This window comes from Acinetobacter lactucae, from assembly GCF_001605885.1.
Lineage (GTDB): Bacteria > Pseudomonadota > Gammaproteobacteria > Pseudomonadales > Moraxellaceae > Acinetobacter > Acinetobacter lactucae.
Genome location: NZ_LRPE01000037.1, coordinates 1 through 24,277, shown reverse-complemented (window position 1 = coordinate 24,277; position 24,277 = coordinate 1). Strand labels below are relative to the sequence as shown.

Below are 24,277 nucleotides of genomic sequence, written 5' to 3'. Positions count from 1 at the left end.
CCAAGTTAGCTCTAAATGTAAATAATAATCATTATTAATTATGGTTTTTAGATCACAATTATAGACTTCTATGAGATTAAAATTACTGTCAAAAAATATCTTATTATCTTGATATTTATCATTTTTTATAAATGACTTTTAAAAGGAGAAAATTGATATTTCTCTTAATAGTATTTGTAAATGATTATCATTTATATTATTGTGCTGGGATATCTATTATTCGAACAAACAGCGATAAAGACGACATTTTTATAACTTTGTTTTGAATAGTAGGTTGGGTGGTATTGCATAAAGAATAGGGTGAGGACCAAGATAAATGCTAAAAGATTTGAGTCAAAATTTAGGGCAAATGAATGATAAAAATAACAACGTAGAAAATTTCTTAAAGCAAATTTATGAAAATATTTTTGATCAAAATTCCAATCGAACAGCACTTGTTTTTGAAGACCGTAGCATTAGTTATGCTGAGGTAGGGGCTCAGGTTGCCAAAGTCATGTATGCGCTAAAAAAGCAAGACTTAGCGACAGGGTCAGTGGTTGCAATTTGCCTGAGAAAAAGTCCTGAGCATATTTATACAGCTTTGGCATGTGCGCTTACGGGCATCATTTGGCTACCTGTAGATATGGATTCACCACTGTCGAGACTGAACTATTTATTGACGAATAGTCGGGCAGATGTTGTGGTGAGTGACTCATCCATTGCAGGTGTTCAAAACCTAAATATTAACGAAATTTTATCGGCTATAACTGAGTATGAACCGAGCTTTAATGCCGAAATGAGCCGACTTCCGGCATATTATTTATATACTTCGGGAAGTACAGGAACTCCGAAATGTGTGGTCTTAAATAATCAGGCCACAGAAAACACGCTACAACAAACGATCTCGGAATGGGGAATTACTGCGGACGATGTGATTATGGCGGTAACCCCGTTTCATCATGATATGTCGGTATTTGATGTATTTGCTTCAATGGCAGTGGGCGCAACTTTGGTGGTTCCATCCTTTGAGCAAAGTAAAAATGCTGTTGTCTGGGCCAATTTAGTAGATCGTTACAAGGTTACGCTTTGGAGCAGTGTGCCTGCCATTGTCGATATGTTGTTCAGCGTAGTTCAAAAAGAACAATTACAGTCTTTGCGTTTAATTGCCCAAGGTGGCGACTATATCAAACCTTCACTTATAGCAAAGTTAAGAGAACAATTGCCTAATGCTCGTTTATTTTCATTAGGTGGACCTACCGAGACCACAATTTGGAGTATATGGCATGAAATAAATGAGCAGGATCAGGAAATTATTCCGTATGGAAAAGCTTTAGAAAATAACCGTTATTTTATTTTGGATGAAAATATGAAGCCTTGCCAAATGGGCGAGGTCGGTACGATGTATATGACCGGCCTGAATTTATCAAATGGTTATTTACTTGATGGGGAAATTTATTATAAAGATTTCGTTGATATTCAAGTGAGCGAAAATGAAACTCAAACTGCTTTTCGCATGAGTGATCAAGGATATTTTAGGGAAGATGGAAATATTATTTTTGCTGGACGTGAGGAAGGTTATTTAAAGATAAAAGGCGTGAGAATCTCTGCGGCCGAGGTTGAAAATGCTTTAACGAAGAACCCGTATATCCATAACTGTGTGGTGGTCAGTTGTGTACATCCAACGACTGAAACTCAAGAGTTAGTCGCCGTTTACACCTTAGAAAATAAATACAAAACTACTCGCTTAAATAGCCCTGAATTAAAGAACTTTTTAAAAGTGCATTTGCCAAGTTCACATATTCCTTCGAAATATTTGGTCATCGAAACCATACCTTTGACCCGAAATGGAAAAATTGATCGTAAAGCTGTGCAAGAAATCGCTCAGGGGAAAATTTATGTATCTTCTACGTTGTCTGCGAACTCCTCTAAAACACTGTCATCAATCGCTGAGGTAGGAGATTCGGTTTTATCGGTTTTCCGTGAATGCATAGCTGACAGCCAAGCTGAAAAAATGGATATTTTTTATAGAAGTGAAATATTAGCGATAGGCATTCGTCCGAAACAACTCATGAGTATTGCTCAGAAACTCTCTGAAAAGCTCAATACAGAAATTGATTTTTATACACTCATTAGCTGCAAAACAATTCAGGATGTGGTGAATAAAGTAGAGCAGCAAATAAAATAGAAAAATTGAAAGGTGCTTAAAAGCAGAATGGAGTTGTTTGCTTTTAAGCACATGGTTGGTTTTAGGGCAACTAGATTTGAGCTAAGGTTGCCTTAATTTTTTCACAGATACTCTCCACTGTTGCTGTCGGGAAGCGGTGGGCTTGATAGGTAATGATCATGCTTAACTGATGTTGTCCATCAATCACATTTTCCATAATTTCAAAATGTAATCCGAACATCGATTCATCACGTTCCGGCAAAATCTGACGATAAGGAAGGTCTTGTCCCTGAGGTGTTTTGAGCACGCCGTTTAAAGCGTTATTTGAATGGATATGAACAAACACATCAAATAACAATCCTTCATCAGCGCTCATTCCTAATGCATTTTGAATATGGTTGATTGGAATATCTGCATAGGCCATCGAGGTATTAATCATTGTGCTGATATTATGGAGCAATGATTGGAATGAATCTGAAGGGCTAAACTGTGTGCGATGCGCAACCATGGTCGTAAAGTAACCCACCGTATCAAAAAACTCAGGATCAGTTCGTCCAGAAGCAGAAGTACCAATCACAATATCTTTTAAATCGCCTTGTTGCTGTAATGCATGGGCGATAGCAGTATAGAGAACCGCGAAAATAGAAGAGCTATGTTGTCTCGAAAATGCGAGAAGCTTTTCATACATTTCCGGTGCAAATTTAAGTTCGAGCCATTGGACTTGTGGTTTTTCCTTTTCAGTATTTAATTCATGTTCCGAAACAGGAAGGTTTAGTCCTTTGGTTGCTCCTCTTAGCAGGTTAGTCCAATAATTTAGATGGTCTTGATTGATACCTTGCTTTTGCTGGAGTAAAGAAAAATCAAGAATAGATTGGGCAGGTGCCTTCCAGTTTGGAGCTTGAGCATTTGATCGAGCAAGATAAGCATGCGCAAGGTCAGCCATAATCGTATTTAATGACCATTCATCAATCACCATGTGGTGAACTAAAAACGATAAAGTTTGGCGACCTTTAGCATTTCGAATTAAACGAATTCTTAAGGGAAGCTCACGGGTTAAATCAAATTTATATGAAGCTTCACTGACAAGCGTTGCATCGTGACTTTCGGCACTGTTCCAAAACCATTTGAATTGTTTAAGTTCAGACGTAGGAACCACCTGTTGATAGGTTTGACCATTGGCGCTATTAAAAATTGTGCGTAAACCTGCATGGCGCTCCACAATATCTGTAAATGCCTGAAAGAAAACATCTTCATTAATTTCTTCAAGGAATTCTACGGCAAATGGTAAGTTATAAATTGGGCTAAAATCGAACGCGGAATAAGCTTGCCACAGGAAATCTTGAGCTAAAGTAAGCGGGGCTTGATCGACACTTTGTAAGGTGGTTTTTTCGGTTTTTGCAGATTTAACGAAAGCATATTGGGCTAAGTCAGCCGCAGATGGAGATTTAAAGAAATCATTAAATTGAATCTCAATTCCGTGTTTATTGAGTAGGTTTCCAATAATTCGCGTTGCTAATAGTGAATGGCCACCAAAATCAAAAAAGTCATCATGTTGACTCATTTCTGGTTCAGCGAGCGTATTTCGAAACTCTTCTAAAATAATTTCTGACACATAGTTTTGGTTAGATTGTTCTGACGCTTTTGCGAAACTTGTATCTAGATGATTTGAGATATCAATTTCCGTCAGTACCAATGGCATATTATGTGGTGAGTTTTGTTGATAACGATTTTGTATAGCCTGAATGAAATCTGACTTTTGATAACTTTCATCAAGAATCGGGTGTAGCGCTAAAATAAGAAAATAGTCTTGCTCTGTTTCTATGAGACTTGTAAAAAAAGGGGGATGAAATTCTGCATTCCATGCTTGCGCTTTTAAGGTATTTACCTGTTCAAATACGTGTTCTGTATTGCTCTTTTTTATTTCTAGGCAAGCTGAATGATCATCAAATGGATACTTGTATAAATCACCTTCGTCACTAAATGTATAGCGAACATTTAAGTCAGGTGTAGTTTTAATGATGTCTTGAATTGCTTTAATGAGTAGTTGAATGTCTAAACCTTGATTAAGTTTCCACAGATTAAAACGTCGGTTAACTTGTTCAGGCTGTTGTAATTGCAACATCCAGATATGTTCTTCGTAATCAGTAACTGAAAGGAGAGAGGGCGATTTGGAAAATTGTTCCAACATAAATGAATCCTGGTTTATCAAATGGCTATTTTCATCAATTTTTATTTCGCAAATTTTTTACATTAGATTAAATTTCATAGAATTCATAATGTTTTAGATTCGCTTGTTTGCAAAAATTGACCTTTTTCTAATGAGTTGATGTCCACATGAACTGTACTGATGTAACAGTAGGGTTACATTTTACCTTTAAACATACTATAATTGATTCTCATTTACATCAAGATTATTATTTGCAAGTAGATAGTACCAATTGAGAATGACGAATTTTTAAAATAGAAAATAAATAATAAGTGATTGATTAATATTTATTTAATTCGAAATTGGTTGGGCAAAAATAATTTAAAGATGAAAAAAACGCTCCTCGGAATAGGGCTGTGATTTTGCCTATTTAAAAGGAACTGATTCTGTTGTCTCGATAAAATTGAGGAATTTTCATGAGAATATTCAATCATGAAAGGTTAATAAGCCCATCAAATGTTGAACAAATTTTCCCTCGCTTTGGGTTGATGGGACTAAATTTTCAATTTGCATCGGCTTTATTACGCTCAAGTGGGGCACGCCACTGATGCGATTTGGCTTATTCTGTATTTTTATCATTTTATGTATTTGTTCATTATTGCTCGGAGCTGAGCAAATACAGTGGCCTACCTTATTTTCTTTTTCTCATGAGAGTTGGCTCACTCTTACAGCCAGCCGTATCCCTCGTTTAATTACCATTGTGCTCACCGGTATTGGGCTGGCAGTATGTGGTGTCATCTTGCAGCACATTGTGCGTAACAAGTTTGTTGAACCGGAAACTTCGGGCGGTTTAGATGCTGCCAAACTGGGAATTTTAGTGTCATTAACTTTAGTTCCAGTAACCAGCACGCTGAGTAAGATGATATTTGCGATCATTTTTTGTTTTATTGCCAGCTTAATTTATATCGCTATTATTCGTCGGATCCGTTTTAGAAATACGGTTTTAGTACCAGTTATTGGTTTGATGTACGGCAGTGTACTGAGTGCCTTAGCTGAGTTTTATGCCTATCGCTTTAATATTTTACAAAGTATGCAAGGGTGGCTTTTAGGGGATTTTTCAAAAATTGTCCAAGGCCACTATGAAGTTATTTACATTATTTTCCCGATTGTTGTCCTGACTTATCTTTTTGCACACCGCTTTACCGTGATTGGTATGGGTGAAGAGATGGCCTCTAGCTTGGGACTTAGTTATGCAGCTATAGCCGCGATTGGTTTAATACTGGTTGCCATTACAGTTTCAACCACAGTAATTACTGTTGGCGCTATTCCTTTTGTCGGACTCGTGGTCCCCAATTTAGTCGCACTGAAATACGGAGAAAACTTAGCTAAAACCTTGCCTATTGTGGCTTTGGGTGGGGCGTCTCTATTACTGATTTGCGACATTCTTGGTCGTTCAATTATTTATCCATTTGAAGTGCCAATTGGACTTACCGCAGGTGGTGTGGGGGGAATTATTTTCCTCATCCTCATTTTGAGGGAGTTCAAATAATGCGTATTACAAAGCTATGGATGATTTATCTGATTGTCATTGGTCTAGCTGTAGGTTTTTTATTTTTAAACTCAGGGTTAGATTTTGATTACGTCATTCCTAACCGACTTCTGCGTCTTGCCACGATTGTTATAGCCGGTATTTGCGTTGCTTTTTCCTCGATTGTTTTTCAGACATTGGTTGGTAATCGCATTTTGACTCCCTCCATTATGGGCTATGAAGCGATTTATCTCTTATGGCAAGTTTTATTGTTGTTCTTTTGGGGAACGCATGGATTAAGCCAGTTAGGGGTAAATGGTAATTTCTTTATCTCTATCGTTTTAATGTTGCTTTATTCGTGGGTAATCCATAAGTGGTTATTACCATATGGCAGAAATGATGTCTTTCTCCTGTTGCTTTTAGGGTTAGTCCTTACGATGGTCGTCGGGACGGTTACTCAATTTATTCAACTCAAAATTAATCCGGGTGAATTTTCTGTTTTCCAAGGCCTTAGCTATGCTTCGTTTAATCGCTCTCAACCAGAAACTTTATTGTATGCCAGCTTAGCCGTAGTCATTGTTCTATTCCTCGGTAGAAAAGCGCTCCCTGTTCTGGATGTTCTGGTTTTAGGACGTGAGCAAGCAATTTCATTAGGCATTCATCATCACCGTTATGTCAGTTTCTATTTAGCCCTAATCGCTATTTTGGTTGCGGTATCTACCAGTCTCATTGGCCCGACAGTATTTATGGGCGTATTCATTGCAAATATTACTTATGCACTAGCAAGAAGTTATAAGCATAAATTAACGCTGCCCATGGGTTGTGCCATCACGATTGCCATATTTATTGCTGCTCAAATTTTAGTTGAGCACGTTTTTAATTACAAAACGACCGTCAGCATTTTGGTCAATCTGGTATGTGGCATTTATTTCCTTGCGCTGACGGTTCGTACCCGAGGTGTTGCATGATTCATGTCAAGAATATCAATAAGTCATATGGAAATAAGCCAATACTGACTGACGTAAATGTTGAATTTCCTACAGGTCAGGTGACGTCACTCATTGGTCCAAATGGAGCCGGAAAATCGACTTTGCTCATGATGATGGCACGTTTAATTGAGCCGGATAAAGGCGAGATTTTTCTTAATCATCAAAATATTGCGGATATTAAAACCGCTGTTTACGCCAAGCATGTCGCGACTTTACGTCAAGCACCTGGCTTTAATTTGCGCTTAACCGTTGAAGAGCTGGTTTCATTTGGACGCTTTCCCTATAGCCGTGGTGTTTTAACCGAGCAAGATCGTCAGGTGATTGATGAGGCTATTGAGTTTCTTTCTTTAGAGCCACTGCGCAAATCTTACATAGATGAAATTAGTGGTGGTCAAAGGCAGATGGCCTTTTTGGCGATGACGATCGCACAGCAAACAGACGTACTTTTGTTAGATGAACCCTTAAATAACCTTGATATGAAACATGCCGTTCAAATTATGCGTGCACTCAGGCGCTTATGTGATGAACAAGGGCGCACTGTGATTTTAGTCATTCATGACATCAATTTTGCCACGAATTATTCGGACCATATTGTCGCGCTCAAGAACGGCAAGCTTCATTTCAGTGGGTTAACGGAACAAGTGATTACAGAGGCGCAATTAAATGATCTGTACGAGCTTGATTTTGAAATTACATACAGTGAGCGTGGCTGTATGTGTAATTACTTCAACTCATCTGGAGCTTGAAAACATATGAACTGGAAGAAAAAGTATGGGGGAGTCGCCCTCATCATAGCGGCAGCTGTCACTCTACAAGCATGTGATCAAAAAGTTGCAGATACCACTCAGGCTTCTCAGAAGCTAGCAGAACCGATTACGGTAAAACATGCGCTTGGAACTACGGTGATAGATCATCTACCGCAACGCGTTGCCGTACTTGATATGAATGAAGCTGACTTTTTAGATCAACTCAATGTCCCGATTATGGGAATGCCAAAAGATTATGTTCCACACTTTTTGGAAAAATATAAAAAAGATGCACAAATTCAGGATTTGGGTGCAATTGTACAGCCCAATATGGAGCGGATATATGCATTAAAACCAGACCTGATTTTGATGACGCCATTACACGTTAATCAGTATCAGGAACTGTCAAAAATTGCCCCGACCATTCATTACGATATTAACTTCAACAATAGCGAGAGTAATCATATTGGTCTGGTTAAAGATCATATGATGACCTTAGGAAAAATATTTAATAAAGAAGATTTAGCCCGCCAGAAAGTTTTTGAACTCGATGAACAGGTGAAGCAAGTACAAGCCGTAACGGCCAATCGCCCAGAAAGAGCGTTAGTCGTTCTTCATAACAATGGGGCATTTAGTAATTTTGGTATTCAGTCACGCTATGGCTTTATTTTTAATGCTTTTGGAGTAAAGCCTGCAAGTGGTGTGGTGGATACAAGTCTACATGGGCAACCTATTTCGAGTGAATTCATCAAAAAAGCCGATCCCGATATTCTCTATATCGTGGACCGAACTGCTGTGATGGAACATCGCTCAAACATTAATGCCGCCAGTGTTGAAAATCCATTATTACGTCAAACCAAAGCATGGAAAAACGGTCGTGTCATTTTTGTCGATGCAGATGCGTGGTACACCACGGCTGCAAGCCCAACCTCACTCAAAATAGTGATGGAAGATGTGAAAAAAGGCTATCAATAAATTTTTAGGCACATCACTTAGTCAAATTTTACAGCATAAATTTTCACTATTTTGCTATGAATTTTAAGCAGATAGTCAATAAAAAATGAATCACAACATTAAAGGTCTTTCAATGAACAACGTTAGCGATAACCGTAATTTTAAAAGTGGGAATGATCAAAGAATTAATCACCGTTCTTTTGTATTAAATGGTATTGCATCTGCACAAATGGCCCTTCGATTAGGCTATGCATTAGGCACTGTATTTGTTTTATGTGCATCAAATACCTATGCTGCTGTTATTGATAACTCAGCAAAAACTCTAGAACAACAAACTACTCAAACAAATGTAGCAGCTTTACCAGCAATTACCGTAAAAGCTGAACAAAATGATACTTATGCAGGTGGGCAGGTTTCATCAAAAAGCTCAGTTGGCTTTTTAGGTAATAAAACCGTTATGGAAACCCCGTTTAATACCATTGCGTACACGGATACATATATCGCCGATAAACAGGCAAAAGATATAACAAGTGTGATTGCGAAAACAGATCCATCCGTGTTCACCAATGCGGCAAGTGGTGGCTGGAGTGAAAACTATTATATTCGTGGCTTTGAGTCGAGCCCGAGTGATATGTCTATGAATGGATTGTTTGGTATAACCCCTTATTATCGAACTTCACCTGAAATGTTTGAAAAAATAAATGTACTTAAAGGTCCTTCTGCATTACTCAATGGAATGCCACCAACAGGTTCCATTGGTGGGACAGTTGACCTCACTACCAAACGTGCAACGGATGAACCATTAACACGTTTGACTACGACATATATGTCTGACTCTCAGTTTGGTGGGCATTTAGATCTTGGACGACGATTTGGTGCGGACAAAGAATTCGGTGTGCGAGCAAATGCGGTATATCGGGATGGCTCTGGACCAGTAGAAAAACAGGATTTGAAAACTGAGTTATTTTCATTAGGAATGGATTGGCATGGTGATCGTGCACGTGTTTCGACAGATCTTTACACATCCAAAGATCGAGTGGATGGCGTAACACGAGGCATCAACCTCGGAAAAAATATCGCGATTCCGAAACCACCTAAACCTGAGACTTTACTCAATCCAGATTGGTCTTTTGTGGACATTAAAGATAAGGGCGCCATGATAAGCGGTGAATATGATCTGACCAATAACGTGATGGGGTACGCAACCTATGGACAAAGTAAAACAGAATATAAATATAATGGTGCGATGTCAGCAACAGTTTTAGATAACAATGGAACCCTCCAAACAAATATTGGTCAACTGGCATTTAATGTTGAAAAAAAGTCGGCAGATGTAGGGCTGAAAGGAAAATTTAATACCGGAGCAGTAGGACATCAATGGGTAGTCAATGCGACATATTACAAACATAATCAAGATGATTATGGGGTAAGAAATGTGGCAGGAGCTGAATGGTCGACTAATCTTTATGATCCAATTTGGGGGAAAGCTGTCCCTTTTAATGCGCCTCTAATATCTAATTCTGAATTGCAATTAAATAGTTACGGTTTGGCAGATACCCTATCTTTTATTGAAGATCGCTTACAGTTAACTTTAGGTGTGCGTTATCAAGAGGTAGAAAGTAGTAATTTATTTGTGCCGACATTGACTTTGACTAAGTATAAAAAGAATGCAACGACACCAGGCGCCGCAATTCTATTTAAAGCGACAGATAAAGTTTCGATTTATGCAAACTATATCGAGGGCTTAACCAAAGGTGATGCAGCCCCCCTTACTGCGGCAAACTATCCAACAATATTTGCACCTTACAAAACAAAGCAAACAGAATTTGGGGTGAAGTTTGATCAAGGTACATTTGCGCATACCTTGTCATTGTTTGAAATCAAAAAACCAAGTGCTTACACTGATTTAGTAACTAATATATATACGTCTGGGGGAGAGCAACGTAATCGAGGGATTGAATGGAGTTTCTTTGGCTCACCAATTGAAAATGTACGTTTGATGGGCGGTGCATCTTATATTGAACCTGAAGTGACTAAAACAGCCATCCAAAGCAATGAAGGAAATATGGCCGTAGGTGTCCCTAAAACACAAGGGAAATTAGGTGTTGAATGGGATAGTGAAGTTGCACAAGGCGTTTTAACTTTATCTAGCAATGCAACCGCAGTTTCGAAACAGTATATCGATCAAGAAAATACATTGCATATTCCTGGTCGTACGCTGATCGATGTCGGTGCACGATATAAAACTTCAATCTCAAATCATCCTATTACTTTTAGAGCAGATATCAATAACTTGACGAATAAAGCCTATTGGGGAATGCCTAAACTATCGAATTTGGCTTTAGGCGCGCCAAGAACGTATATGCTATCTGTATCATATGACTTTTAATTTGTTGTAATCTTCAACCGAATAAAAAAACCCGCAATCGCGGGTTTTTTATGATATTCATATTTTATTCTGGCAAACCATAATGCTGGAAAGAAGACTGTTTAGGAATTCGATAAGCATTACGCCCCAGTAATTGATTAATAATCACTGAGTTTCGGGTTGCTCCGATGCCTAGGTCAGGAGAACCTACACCTTGCTGAAAAATCTCAGCATTTTGAATAAAAATTCGACCTTGTCCCTGATCACAACGTAAAGCCGTAAAGTCTTCTTGAACAATACAATCATTTTTATCATCAACAGTTAAAATAGAACCTTTCATATTTTGGAACCATTCTGGCCAATCATGAACATAGCCTGTAGCCGCGACAAGGGCATCAGTTTCTAATTCGCAACGTTGATCGAGTTGGGTGTGCAAACAGGTTAAACGAAGAGAACCCGATGCAAGTTCTTCAACCGATTCAACTTCGCAGCTTGTGTATAGACTTAAACCAGATTTCTCACCCGCCACTGAACGCTCATAAAGTACATCATATATATCACCAATGGTTGAGAAACTAATTCCTTTATAGATCAGGCCCTGACTAGCAGCAATATCACGACGTTTATCTCTAGGCAGGCTTTGGAAATATTGCATATATGCAGGGGTAAAACATTCTTGTCCAAGCTTAGAATATTCCATTGGGTGAAAGCCAGCTGAACGTGTGATCCAGCGAATAGATGCACCTGCTTTTACTTGTTCTGGTGTAAGTGAATTAAATAAAGCAAGTACACATTCTGCTGCACTCTGGCCCGAGCCAATAACCGTGACCTGTTTACATTGTTTGAGTTGTTCCTGAATTTTTGCAAACTCCGCAGAATGTTTTACCAAAGGGTGCTTGCATGTTTCTAGCCATGTAGGAATTCGAGGTTTAGTCCCAATACCAATCGCCAGATTTTGGCTTATATATTTTTGTTTTTCGCCCGAGGCTGATTCACTTTCTATAATAAATTTATCGAGTTTGGCGTCATATTCCACATGACTTACGTTTTCTCCAAATTGACAATCTGGTAATTGTTTTGAAGCCCAACGGCAATAATGGTCATATTCACGGCGTGGAATTAAAAAACTGTCGTAATAATAAAACTGATGTAAACGATCATGTTGATGTAAATAATTAATATAGCCTAATGGATGGCAAGGATTGGCCATAGTAACCAAGTCGGCAAAGAAAGGAACTTGTAATGTCGTGCCTTGCAATAGCAACCCTTCATGCCATCGAAATTCTGGTTTGCGTTCTAAAAATACGCTTTTGATTTCGGGATGATGAGACAAAAGAGCAGCTAAACCTAAGTTGAATGGCCCAATACCAATTCCGGTAATATCTATTTTTTTCATGTTTATACTTTATCTGTTTCCAAAATGATGAAAGTTAAAAATACGAATTAATGTGGTGTTAGTAGTTTCTCTACATCAGCAATATTGCGACATTGAATAAGTTGAACAGGTGAAAGCTGAATCGCGTATGTTTCATTAATACGTTTTGAAACGACCTTTAAATGATGTGGACGCAGGCCGAGATGAGTAAAATGAGTTGAGTTGTCCACTTCCTTATTTGGCATGTGACCTATTACTTCTAGATAAATGTCGAGTAGTTGATTTTGCTGTTTGGTATTATTTTCAAGTGGTGTAGATGAATGGTCGGACTCAGTATTCTTAAAATATGGCCTTTTATTTTGAAGCTCATTGAAAAAATTGCTGAGATCAAAACTGAATATTTCTGAGCCAATAATTTGCTTGATTGCTAATTGCAGTGCATTCAAGAAATCTTCAATCATATGGGAAGGAAATGCTTCTTGGGCATAATCAATATCGAAAATTAAAGCGCCGTCATTTCTTGTGCTAAAGCGAATATCAATTGCAACTTGAGGTGTTTGAGTAAGGCCATCTTGTTGCTGAATAGGATGAGATTCAGATAATACAGGCCATGACAAACCATTTGTAATTACAATTGGTAGTACTGGAGCAACACCAACTTTTTCAAATAATAGTCGAGCGAGATCAACGCCTGAAAATGAAAGATGCTGTAAACCCTCTAAAACTTCCGTCTGCAAACGGTTTGCTTGTTCAGCAAATTGATCTGAAGTTTTCCACTCAACAGCAATAAACGTAGAGCTATTGGAAAATGGTCCGCCATAGAGGGGAAGTGTAGGAACAGCAACGCATAGAGATTTGTCCGTGCTCCAATGAGATAACACTTCCAAAATAATCGCCATGATGATTGAATTTTTAAACAGTGAATGTTTTGCGCCAATTTTAGACAACTGTTTAAATTGAGCTTTTTCTATAACCAGACTGTTACGTCGGTAACGTGAAGTCGGTAAATGCTGTAAGGGTGTTTTCCACGGAAGCGCTGGAATAGACGATAATTTAGAAAATTTTCTTTCCCAGTAAGCCATATCTGCCTGATGAACAGACAAGCTATTTTCAGCTTCATTTTCTTGTATTTGCGTTTGGATATCATGTTGTTGTCCATCAAATAGCTCTAACATAAGTGAAGCTATAGATCGGCCATCTAAAATTAATGCATCAAAGCGGACAAAAATCGTTAATAGATTATTTTTTAATAAAAATACGGTGATATTCCAAGGCGACTGATTTAAATCAAATAGCTCATGCGTATAACTATTTTTATAGGACTGGATGTGGTGAGAAGCACGTTCAGGTTCCCATGTCGTTAGGTCTATTTCTTTTAAATTGACACTCACTTGATCGCTTACATATTGTTTTAACCTATTTTTATGAATATAGGTTCGTAAGCTGTCATGCCGCCGTACCATTTCTGTCAATCGTTGTCTTAATAAAACAATATCCATTGTGCCGTGATACTGCCTAAACTCTTGCATGGCAACACCACCTAAAGGAAGGGTCTGAGTTCGACCTAATAGGTAGGCTTGCTGTAATGCATTTAATGGTTTTTGAGACGTACGATCTGACGAGGTATTTTGTGCTGGGCTTATAATTTGTGTATTAATTTGCTCAGGATGTGCGGCAAGTTTTTTAAGTAAATGAATGAAAGATTCAAATAAATTCGTGATCCATTCTTTGGGTAGAGCATCTAAACGGATGTCCCAATTAACTAAAATACCGTCATTTACATGAGCAACTTGTGCATCAAGTGCAACTTGTGGCCCTTGTGAAATAACCCAATTCATTGAGCCAAAAACACGGCGGACACGTTCAGAAAGTAAATTATCATTTTCTAAATCGAGTGCCGCTGTAAATACCACGGGAGCAATCTGTGCACTACCATGATAACGGGACAGGTCACGTAGAACATTAACACCCGAATAATGTGAATGCTCTAATAACTCAAGCATTTGATTTGCTATTTGTTTGCAGAATGCGGATAAGGTCGTTGTCTCTTTCATATCGACATTTAGAATGACTAAATTAGCAAAATCACCAATAGTGCCTTCGACATTTTTTAAAACCGGTTCGCGCCAAAAAGTAGGAATATTCAATCGGAAGCTGTGATCTTTGGTTGCATGACCAAGCGTATAGGCAAATAAACCTAGTATTAGGTTAGTCACAGTAATGTGTTGTTCTCTAGCAAGTTGTTGTAATGCTTTTCGTTCTTCCGGCGATAACCATGTACTTAAACGATCACTTTTTGCTGTTTTGAACTCTTGATGAATGAAAGGTAGAGAAGGAGCAGGGCTAATATGAGGCAGATGTTGTTTCCACCATAAGCGGTCTCGTTGGTTTAATTTTTTTAGGTCAGGGTCCGTCCGTATTTTTTGATACCAGTCAAAAAAATTAGGCGGACGGGAGAATGATATTTCTGGGTCTTCATAAAACAAAGAAAGATCTTCCATTAAATTCAAGAAGCTGGACGGATCTATAGCAATCATGTCCGTATCTACATGAAAACGGAAAATATTATTTTTAAGAACACTTACAGAAAATCTTGCAGTCTGGCCCTGACTTAAATCAAGTTTTTGATGGGTCCATTGCTCCCGTTTTTGCATGAGCATTTGCTCAATTTGATGATTGCTAAGCTTTGAAAAATCATCGACTTCTAATATCTGTTGAGCCTTCTCAGACATGATATTTGCGATGCCATCGGCGCTCAAACTTAATCTCAAAATAGGGTGTTCTTTATAAAGTCGTTGAAGTGCTAAATGTAATTTTTGTAGATCAATAAATTGACCGTCAAATTCTGCATAGAGGTGGGCAGCAACCCCACCTAAAGTTGCGTTGCCAGAGCGGCCAAACCAGCAGGCCGCTTGCATCGAAGTTAATTCACACATTGAACGATAACTCGGTTGACAAATTAATCTTGTTTCAGCATCATACAAACAAATGAAAATGATTACCAGTTGCATTTGTTAATCATTTTCAATTTTGCTTTAAATATATAGCTTGTCCGTCTTAAGAGTTTTCTTTTGTCGGTATTCAAATTAAATATTTATGCCGAGCTGTAAGAAAATTTGCGAATAATCAATAGCTTGATAACCATTAAATTAAATTGAATATTTAGAATGTCATGAAAAAACAGTTGATTGAGTTTGTTCACTGGTCTCCAGAGAGAGCGCAACACTATCGAAATAAAGGTTATTGGATTGACCAACCTTTGACGCGCATTTTAACGGTAGGGGTTCAATCGCATCCGCATTCGCCGGCAATTATTTGTGGTGAGCGTCAGTTAAGTTATATCGAGCTGGACCGACTATCAACGAATTTAGCTTCTCGACTAGCTGAAAAAGGCTTGGGCAAGGGTGATACTGCGTTAGTACAACTTCCTAATGTTGCGGAGTTTTATATTGTCTTTTTTGCCTTGCTTAAGGCAGGCGTGGTTGTGCTCAATGCGCTATATAGCCATCGCCAATATGAACTAAATGCCTTTATTAAACAGATTAAACCTAAGCTTTTAATTGGTTCGCGTCAGCATGAAGTCTTTAGCAATAATCAATTTATTGACTCACTTCATGAAGTAGATTTAAGTCCTGAAATTATTTTGATGCTCAATCATCAAGCTACCGATTTCGGACTATTAGACTGGATTGAAACACCAGCAGAGACCTTTGTCGATTTTTCATCTACACCTGCTGATGAAGTTGCTTTCTTTCAGTTGTCAGGTGGAAGTACGGGAACACCAAAACTTATTCCACGCACGCATAATGACTATGACTATAGTGTGCGAGCCAGTGCCGAGATTTGCGGTTTAAATTCGAATACTCGGTTATTGTGTGCTCTGCCAGCTCCGCATAACTTTATGTTGAGTTCACCTGGTGCATTAGGTGTTTTACATGCAGGTGGATGTGTTGTGATGGCACCAAATCCTGAACCGCTCAATTGTTTTTCTATTATTCAAAGACATCAAGTCAATATGGCATCTTTAGTGCCGAGTGCTGTCATTATGTGGCTAGAAAAAGCAGCTCAATATAAAGATCAAATCCAGTCTTTAAAGTTGCTTCAAGTGGGGGGAGCAAGTTTTCCTGAATCTTTAGCCCGTCAAGTTCCTGAAGTCCTCAATTGTAAATTACAACAAGTATTTGGAATGGCTGAAGGTTTGGTCAATTACACCAGACTTGATGACTCCGATGAGCAAATCTTTACGACACAAGGGCGTCCTATCAGTTCTGATGATGAAATTAAAATTGTGGATGAGCAGTATAGGGAAGTCCCAGAAGGTGAAATAGGGATGCTTGCGACTCGGGGACCTTATACCTTTTGTGGTTATTACCAAAGCCCTGAACATAATTCACAGGTCTTTGATGAGGACAAATATTACTATTCGGGCGATCTCGTGCAGCGTACTTCGGATGGCAATTTACGTGTAGTAGGAAGAATTAAAGACCAGATTAATCGTGGTGGTGAAAAGATTGCTTCGGAAGAAATAGAAAAACTTATTCTTCTACATCCGGAAGTTATGCACGCAGCTTTGGTCGCAATTGTTGATGAACAATTCGGTGAAAAAAGTTGTGCCTATATTGTCTCTCGCAATCCTGAACTTAAAGCTGTTGTGCTCAGACGCCATCTCATGGAGTTGGGCATTGCACAATACAAACTTCCAGACCAGATCAAATTAATCGAAAGTTTGCCACTGACTGCTGTCGGTAAGGTCGACAAAAAACAACTTCGCAGCATTTTAAATACATCTACAACATCTTAATAAATATTGAGCAGCATATGGCTATTGCAAAAATTTCTACTTATCTCATTCCCAAACGAGAGAGTTATCCAAATAACAAAACAGACTGGCAGTTAGATTCTTCTCGAGCAGTTTTATTAATTCATGATATGCAACGTTACTTTTTAAATTTTTATGATGCTGAAAGTGAATTAATTAAAACGGTTGTTAATCATTTAGTTCAACTAAGAAGTTGGGCACATCAGAACAATGTTCCTGTTGTCTATACAGCACAGCCTTATGAGCAGCCAGCGGCAGATCGCGCATTACTGAATGCGATGTGGGGACCGGGTTTGCCAGCCTCAACAATCGATCAGCAAAAAATTATTGATCAACTTTCTCCTGCTGAACATGACATCGTCTTAACGAAATGGCGTTATAGCGCGTTTAAACGTTCGGATTTGCTTGAAAGAATGCAAAACTGGAATCGTGATCAGCTCATTATTGGCGGTGTTTATGCTCATATCGGTTGTATGGTTACGGCAATTGAAGCCTTTATGAGTGACATACAACCCTTTTTGGTTGGCGATGCAGTTGCCGATTTTTCAGAAGAAGAACACCGCTTAGCTTTGAAATATGTGTCTTCACGTTGTGGTCAAGTCGTGGATACCGAATCTGTAGTGGGGCAGGTGGCAACAGCCATTACACGACCTTGGCTAGAGCAAAAAGTCCAGCAGCTTATTGAAGAAGATGAATTAGATCCAGAAGAAAATCTGATTCTTTATGGATTGGACTCATTACGAATTATGCAGTTTTCTTCGGAACTCAAAGCGCAGGGAATCAATATTAGTTTTGAAGAATTAGGACGCACACCCACTTTATCAAATTGGTGGTCATTGGTTGATGCACGGCAAAGGATTGCAGGGTAGAGGGTTGCCATCATAAGGCATACGACAAATCCTGGTCGCTAAATTTATACATAAAATTTATATCTTTGATAGCGACTCCTTAGACGACTTGTAATCGTCATATTAACGGAGCAAAAAATGATTTTATCGCCTGCTGATCAAGAGAAAATAGAGACATTCTGGAATTACTGTTTAAAACATCAATACTTCAATATTGGGTATCCTGAATCTGCAGATTTTGATTATTCCGCTTTATTCCGTTTTTTCAAATTCTCTATTAATAATTGTGGTGATTGGAAAGACTATAGTAATTACGCATTAAATTCTTTTGATTTTGAAAAAGATGTGATGGCGTATTTTGCTGAAATTTTTCAAATTCCCTTTGAAAAAAGCTGGGGATATGTGACCAATGGTGGCACAGAAGGTAATATGTTTGGTTGTTATCTGGCGCGTGAGCTATTTCCAGATTCCACATTATATTACTCAAAAGATACGCATTATTCGGTTGGGAAAATCGCCAAATTATTGCAGATGAAATCTTGTGTGATCGAATCATTGGGTAATGGTGAAATCGACTATGAGGACTTAATCCATAAAATAAAAACCAATAAAGAAAGTCACCCCATTATTTTTGCAAATATTGGTACGACCATGACGGGCGCAATTGATGATATTGAAATGATTCAAGAGCGCTTAGCGCAAATCGGAATCATGCGCCGAGATTATTATATTCATGCCGACGCTGCCTTAAGTGGCATGATTTTACCTTTTGTCGATCATCCTCAAGCGTTTTCCTTTGCTCATGGTATCGACTCGATTTGTGTGTCTGGTCATAAAATGATTGGTTCACCGATTCCGTGTGGCATTGTTGTGGCCAAACGCCAAAATGTAGAGCTTATATCTGTAGATGTGGACTATATCTCTACACGTGATCAAACCATAAGTGGTTCACGCAATGGTCATACCGTCTTGTTGATGTGGGCGGCAATACGTAGCCAAACCAATTTACAAAGACGACAGAGAATTCAACATTGCCTAAAAATGGCCCAGTACGCGGTTGATCGTTTTCAGGCAGTGGGTATTCCTGCTTGGCGGAATCTGAATTCAATCACTGTAGTATTTCCGTGTCCTTCTGAGCACGTCTGGAAAAAGCATTATCTGGCTACCTCTGGAAATATGGCTCATTTAATTACTACGGCACATCACCGAGATACACGTCAGATTGATAGCTTAATTGACGACGTTATTTTTGATTTACAAGGTGCCTCTAAACGTACAGTTGGTTTTTAGTCATATCAACCAAGATGATTTAGACAAATCCATATTAATTTTTACAGTCTAGAAAATGATCTAAAAATATTTTGATAGGGTGGTTAGGAAGTTTTTGATGCAATTAAAGTTTTTAAAAAAATACTTTTTATATGATTTTCTTATTCATGCTTTTTTAAAGCCGAAAATGGCAATTCTTGCTGGTCAATTGAAGCGAGATTTTATTTTAAGTACCGCTTTTTCTATGAATATAAAGAGAGATAAGCATGTCTGATTTAAAGTTATCTCATCTGATGACAAACTCTTCCTTGGCACCAGCACTCAAGCCAGCATTTCCTAAATTATTTGCAGGTACGTTTGCTGCCGTATTTTCAGGTTTAGCCATCTTAACTGCCCTGTGGGGCATGATTCAGTTGATTGGTTATTTATCTTCTTATTGGGTAATCTTTTCAGCGGTTTTTTGGATAGTCGGTGCGGCATTGGCAGCACTGGCTTCATGGTTAGTGCATGATGCAGAGGCTGGATTTTCGGCACGATTACGTCGTCAAATTGCTCATCATTTAATTCGGTTACCTAACACAACCCTATCAAAACAGGGTGACCAAAGCTTAAAACGACTGGTTTCAGACGATATCGCAACTTTACATCATATGGTGGCGCATTTACCGTCGGAAATTGCGATTTTTGCTGTAATCCCTTTATTTTCTATTGTTTTATTAGTTGTGTTGGTTGGCCCGATGGCACTTTGGGTATTATTACCTGGGGCAATTGCTTCACTCTATTATTTAATTATTGTTCCCCATGTATCAAAACGGGATGGCGCTGCGCGTATGCAGGTCATGATGGATATTATTGGTTCTGCTGATGATTATGCGCGCGGCATTCGTGATAACCGAATATATGGGCAACAATCAGGCGCTTTAACAGCCTATACTCAAGCAGCACAAAATTTCACTCAAAATATGGTGTCTTGGGTGAGTAAAGTCGCCACACTCGCTGCTTTTGCCACTGCACTACTACAAGCTGTTGCAACCTTTGCCATAGCCTATTTTGTAGCTTATCAATACGACAGCATGACCTTGGCTGCAACACTTTTCTTTAGTTTGGCCATCGTGACACCTTCACTACGTTTAGGGCATGGTCTTGATTATGTCGCTGCTGGGCGAGCTGCAGCTACTCGTTTATCTGCATTCTTAGAAGAGCCAGTACTCTCATCCGGCAATCTACAACAGATTGAGGAAGATGCAACACTTGAAATAGTTAATGCAAGCTTTGTAATTGAAAATCAAAAGGTATTGGATCGATTAAGTTATTCATTTCCAAAAAATTCAATTACTGCAATTACAGGGCCGAGTGGAGTTGGAAAAACTACCTTACTGCGAGCACTTGCTGGGTTCGCTGTATTGCAAGAAGGTGTCGTTCAATTAGCAAAAACAGATATTTTGCAATTACATGAAAAGCTAAGACATGAAAAGGTTTTGTTTATTCCCCAAGGTGGAGATGTATTACCGACCACAGTAAGAGAAAACTTGTCCTTATCTGCCATTAATGCAAACGATGAACAACTTGAGCAGGCATTACTCAAGGCCCAACTAAAAGTAGATTTAAATGCAGATGCAACTTTACTTTCAGGCGGTGAAAAACAGCGCATAGGTATAGCGCGTGCTTTTTTATCCTCAGCTCCTATTATTTTATTAGACGAGCCAACGAGCGCACTCGACCAGACCAATGCGACAAAAATAATATTGGAATTAAGCCACTTAGCTAAAAACCAGAATAAAACCATCGTCATGGTCACTCATGATCTCGCCTTAGCTGCTCATGCTGACAACAGGTTAGTGCTTAAAGGCCCAACTGACTCAGGGAAATCTTTATGAATACTCCTGCTAAATTAAATAAAGATCAGATTTTTTCGATGCTTCCTCGTGCGGCCAAACAAAAATTAATTATTGTTGGTATCGGATGGATCATTGTTGCAGCAATTGAAGCAATCGCATATACCGTATTGGCATTTGCAATTGTCAATCAATGGTCTCCAAGTTGGGTTCTCATCAGTGCAATTGCAGCAATATTAGTGACAATAATAGTTACTCGTGCTGGCTTCCTTACTGGTGTGCGTTTAGCAGGCGACCTATTTGCTGAGTTAGGTAAATCTTTAGCTCGTGCCAAGCTTTCTTGGTTTACCAATGAACAGCGTGCTCAGATTAAGACAATTGCTGGACAGGGAATTCCTGGGTTTATGAGTATCCCTGCTCATCAATTGCAAACCTTTTTACATGCGCCTTTTATGCCTTTATTTCTAACAATAGGAATAGGCCTACTTGCTGGAGCAGGCGTAGCATTTGTCGCTTTAGGCTTACTTTTACTCTCTTTATTTGCTCAATTCCTAGCACAACGTGCACTCATGCATATTGATAAAAAGCGTAATACTGCCGATTTAGCGGCTTCACAAGCAACGTTGGAATTGGTTGATCATGTTGAGTTATTACGCACAGCCGCGGGACCAGAGCGTGCGGTTCAAAGGCTGGAACATCGTTGGGAAGAGCAAGAAGAGACATTAGTACGAATCAACCGTGCTGCTGCATTTGCAAGCTTTATTGCAACCTTGGCAAGTGTTTTACCGATTGCAGGGATGGCAACTTATCTGGTGATCGCTGGTGTCAATCATGCTGCTTTGGTGTTGGCATTACTCGTCTTAATTGGGCGTGCAGCAGCGCCGTTAGGTGAACTCGCTACTGCAGGGTTACATATTAATGATTTGTTTGCTGCACTGCGCAACTTTAATCAGATCACACATCCACCTGAGTTGCCTGAGCCATTACATCCCCAAATTCCTACTGGCCATCATATTTCGGTACAAGGCGTTAGCTATGCGCCAGCACTTGAAAATATGACTCTCGACATCGCATTGGGAAGCAGAGTATGGGTTACCGGACCAAGCGGTAGTGGTAAGAGTACTTTACTTGAATTGCTTACACGGTTTGATGATCCACAAAGAGGAAAAATTACCCTTGGTGGCATAGCTCTTGATCAAATGAAATATGAAGATTTGGTTTCAAATATCGCTTATGTCACACAAGAACCTATTTTGTTCACAGGAACACTAGCTGAAAATATCCGTTTAGGAAAACCTGATGCAACTGCTGATGAAATAGAAAAAGCTGCAAGAGATGCCGCATTAGGGGCAATGATTGACCGTAGTTCAGAAGGAATTAATCAATCGGTTGGTAAACAAGGCACCGCATTGTCGGGTGGTGAACGTCAGCGGGTCGCAATTGCCCGAGCATTACTCAAAAATGCGCCGATTTTAATACTTGATGAAGCAACCTCTGCCTTGGATGAAGAGACTGAGCAGGAAATTGTTACAACGATACGTGCTCTTTCTTGTACGGTTATTTTTGTCACGCATCGTGATTCAGCCATTTGGCAACCCACTCAAACTATCAATTTAGCTTCAATTTCTGTTTAAAAAATAGAGCAGAAACCTGATTTAAGCATTTTTTATAAAAGAAAAATGCTTAATATTTGGAGAATTCTTAAGTGAATAAACATCAATATAATATGTTCTGTTTACCGCCTGCGGGGAGTAGCGCGAGTATTTATTATCCATGGAAAAAGCAGATCTCTGACAATATTCGCATTATTCCTATTGAATATTCGGGTCATGGTATAAAAATAAATGAACCATTGATTGATGATCCTAATCTATTGGCTATGCAAATTGCCAATGAAATACAAGCTTACTCAGACACGCCGTTTATTTTATTTGGACATAGTGTAGGAGGTGGCTTGATTTGGAAAGTACTCAATTATTTGAATGAAAAACCCATAATTGATCAGTTGAGATTAATTGTTATAAGTAGCCGACCTGAGCATCACTATATTCAACATATGCGGTACAAGCATGAGCTAACTGATGAAAAAATTATTGATGAATTAAAGCGATACAATAATTTTCCTGACGAAATTTTAAACAATCAGGATGCACTCACATTCTTTCTCAAAATCATTCGTAATGACTTCTATCTTAGTGATCAATTACTTAGCGAGAAGATTCATAAGACTAAGGTTCCGATTGTTGCATTTTACGGCAAACAGGACCCTGATATTCCTAACAAAAGAATGATGGATGCATGGCAACAACACACAGAAAATTGGTTAGGAAGTATTGAGTTTGAAGGGGACCATTTCTACTTTCTTAACCCCGAGACCCGACTAAAGATGCTTGAGAACATTGCTGCCATCGTTGAAACATTGACCGTGAATATTGAATAAAGTCCACGCTATGAATACGGAGAAGCAGTTAAGTAGAGGGGCTAATTCATATCTGGATGAAATAAATATTCAATATGAAAAGCTAACAGCTTTCGGGCTAGAGATACATAAAGTCCAGCTCAGCCAAATCAAAGAAATATTTCAACTTGATCATATATATCAGGAGCTGAATATATTTCTTCCACCGAATATAAAAAGCTCACGCTTCATTCGTCAATTAGAGTTCTTGACTGGGCGCTTAGCAGCCAAATATGCATTACAAAGCCTCAACTTACAAGATTCTATTATCTATCAAGGTAAACATGGGGAACCCCTATGGCCAGAAGGAGTGAAGGGTGGGATTAGTCATGTTGGATCAAAAAAATCATGTCATGCCATCGCATATGCTAGGAATAACACGGTTAAAGAAAAAACATTTGGGATCGATATAGAATCTCAAAAACATTATGTTTTTTTTAAAAAGAAAGATGAATTTTATGATGTTTTTCTAAATAAAAACGAACAAGCAGAAATTGAAAAACTGCAGAAAAAACAAGCATATTTTTATTTGGTAATATTTTCCGCTAAAGAAAGTATCATTAAAGCAATTTATTTGAAATATAAGCAAATTATTGATTTTAAAAGTATAAAATTTAAACAGCTAGATGTTTATTTATTTTCACCTTAGACAAGAAAGTTTAATCGAGATAAATCTAGAAGTTAAAGTTCAATTTTTTTATACAAATAACGAGATAATTACAATTTCTTGCATTGAAAAATAAATTTTTATTGATAATAATAATCATTTGCATTAAGGTGTGTTTCAGTATTTTTATAC

General features: G+C 38.5%; 15 protein-coding genes and 1 pseudogene. 13 read left to right on the top strand and 3 right to left on the bottom strand.

What is annotated here, in order from left to right:
• Positions 1-316: 316 nt before the first annotated feature.
• Positions 317-2,164, top strand: a complete 1,848-nt coding sequence (locus AWW73_RS14120) for an AMP-binding protein (RefSeq protein ID WP_062849969.1) — start codon at positions 317-319, stop codon at positions 2,162-2,164.
• Between the two features lie 70 nt (positions 2,165-2,234).
• On the opposite strand, the gene basB is transcribed toward AWW73_RS14120, so the two are convergent.
• On the bottom strand, positions 2,235-4,265 hold the full coding sequence (gene basB / locus AWW73_RS14115; RefSeq protein ID WP_081409645.1) for an acinetobactin non-ribosomal peptide synthetase subunit BasB: 2,031 nt from the start codon (positions 4,263-4,265) through the stop codon (positions 2,235-2,237).
• A 631-nt stretch (positions 4,266-4,896) separates the two neighbouring features.
• On the opposite strand from basB, the gene bauD reads away from it, so the two are divergent.
• The 5 genes from bauD to bauA all read left to right on the top strand — a co-directional run bounded on the left by bauD (position 4,897) and on the right by bauA (position 10,895).
• Positions 4,897-5,838, top strand: a complete 942-nt coding sequence (bauD, locus tag AWW73_RS14110) for a ferric acinetobactin ABC transporter permease subunit BauD (RefSeq protein WP_062849967.1) — start codon at positions 4,897-4,899, stop codon at positions 5,836-5,838.
• Positions 5,838-6,785 (top strand): ferric acinetobactin ABC transporter permease subunit BauC, encoded by a 948-nt coding sequence (bauC, locus tag AWW73_RS14105; RefSeq protein WP_062849966.1) that lies wholly within the window; start codon positions 5,838-5,840, stop codon positions 6,783-6,785. Before bauD ends, bauC begins: the two co-directional genes overlap by 1 nt.
• A complete protein-coding gene (gene bauE / locus AWW73_RS14100) occupies positions 6,782-7,552 on the top strand; it encodes a ferric acinetobactin ABC transporter ATP-binding protein BauE (RefSeq protein WP_062849965.1) in 771 nt (256 codons plus the stop codon). The genes bauC and bauE overlap by 4 nt, the downstream gene beginning before the upstream one ends.
• A gap of 6 nt (positions 7,553-7,558) precedes the next feature.
• Entirely contained in the window at positions 7,559-8,527 is a 969-nt protein-coding gene (bauB, locus tag AWW73_RS14095) for a siderophore-binding periplasmic lipoprotein BauB (RefSeq protein WP_062849964.1), read from the top strand.
• Positions 8,528-8,612: 85 nt separating this feature from the next.
• Positions 8,613-10,895: a TonB-dependent siderophore receptor BauA gene (bauA, locus tag AWW73_RS14090; RefSeq protein WP_155860464.1), complete on the top strand. Its 2,283-nt coding sequence runs from the start codon at positions 8,613-8,615 to the stop codon at positions 10,893-10,895.
• Between the two features lie 64 nt (positions 10,896-10,959).
• Here the strand turns inward: bauA and basC are convergent, their stop codons facing one another.
• Together basC and basD are read right to left on the bottom strand one after the other, a co-directional pair.
• Positions 10,960-12,270 carry a putative histamine N-monooxygenase gene (basC, locus tag AWW73_RS14085; protein WP_062849963.1) on the bottom strand — a complete coding sequence of 437 codons (1,311 nt, stop codon included), beginning with the start codon at positions 12,268-12,270 and terminating at the stop codon, positions 10,960-10,962.
• Between the two features lie 47 nt (positions 12,271-12,317).
• A complete protein-coding gene (basD, locus tag AWW73_RS14080; RefSeq protein WP_062849962.1) occupies positions 12,318-15,260 on the bottom strand; it encodes an acinetobactin non-ribosomal peptide synthetase subunit BasD in 2,943 nt (980 codons plus the stop codon).
• A 161-nt stretch (positions 15,261-15,421) separates the two neighbouring features.
• On the opposite strand from basD, the gene basE reads away from it, so the two are divergent.
• From basE to AWW73_RS14045, 7 genes and pseudogenes are all read left to right on the top strand, one after another.
• Positions 15,422-17,050: a (2,3-dihydroxybenzoyl)adenylate synthase BasE gene (gene basE, locus AWW73_RS14075; RefSeq protein WP_062849961.1), complete on the top strand. Its 1,629-nt coding sequence runs from the start codon at positions 15,422-15,424 to the stop codon at positions 17,048-17,050.
• 17 nt (positions 17,051-17,067) lie between these two features.
• Positions 17,068-17,937 (top strand): acinetobactin biosynthesis bifunctional isochorismatase/aryl carrier protein BasF, encoded by an 870-nt coding sequence (gene basF / locus AWW73_RS14070; RefSeq protein ID WP_062849960.1) that lies wholly within the window; start codon positions 17,068-17,070, stop codon positions 17,935-17,937.
• A gap of 117 nt (positions 17,938-18,054) precedes the next feature.
• The gene (gene basG, locus AWW73_RS14065) at positions 18,055-19,206 is read left to right on the top strand and encodes an acinetobactin biosynthesis histidine decarboxylase BasG (protein WP_062849959.1); all 1,152 of its coding nucleotides are present in this window, start codon (positions 18,055-18,057) and stop codon (positions 19,204-19,206) included.
• Positions 19,207-19,451: 245 nt separating this feature from the next.
• Positions 19,452-21,062: an acinetobactin export ABC transporter permease/ATP-binding subunit BarA gene (gene barA, locus AWW73_RS14060; RefSeq protein ID WP_062849958.1), complete on the top strand. Its 1,611-nt coding sequence runs from the start codon at positions 19,452-19,454 to the stop codon at positions 21,060-21,062.
• A complete protein-coding gene (gene barB / locus AWW73_RS14055) occupies positions 21,059-22,654 on the top strand; it encodes an acinetobactin export ABC transporter permease/ATP-binding subunit BarB (RefSeq protein WP_062849957.1) in 1,596 nt (531 codons plus the stop codon). The genes barA and barB overlap by 4 nt, the downstream gene beginning before the upstream one ends.
• Positions 22,655-22,725: 71 nt before the next feature.
• Positions 22,726-23,460: an acinetobactin biosynthesis thioesterase BasH gene (basH, locus tag AWW73_RS14050; protein WP_062849956.1), complete on the top strand. Its 735-nt coding sequence runs from the start codon at positions 22,726-22,728 to the stop codon at positions 23,458-23,460.
• 10 nt (positions 23,461-23,470) lie between these two features.
• Positions 23,471-24,221, top strand: a pseudogene (locus tag AWW73_RS14045) (4'-phosphopantetheinyl transferase family protein).
• The last annotated feature ends 56 nt before the right edge of the window (positions 24,222-24,277 follow it).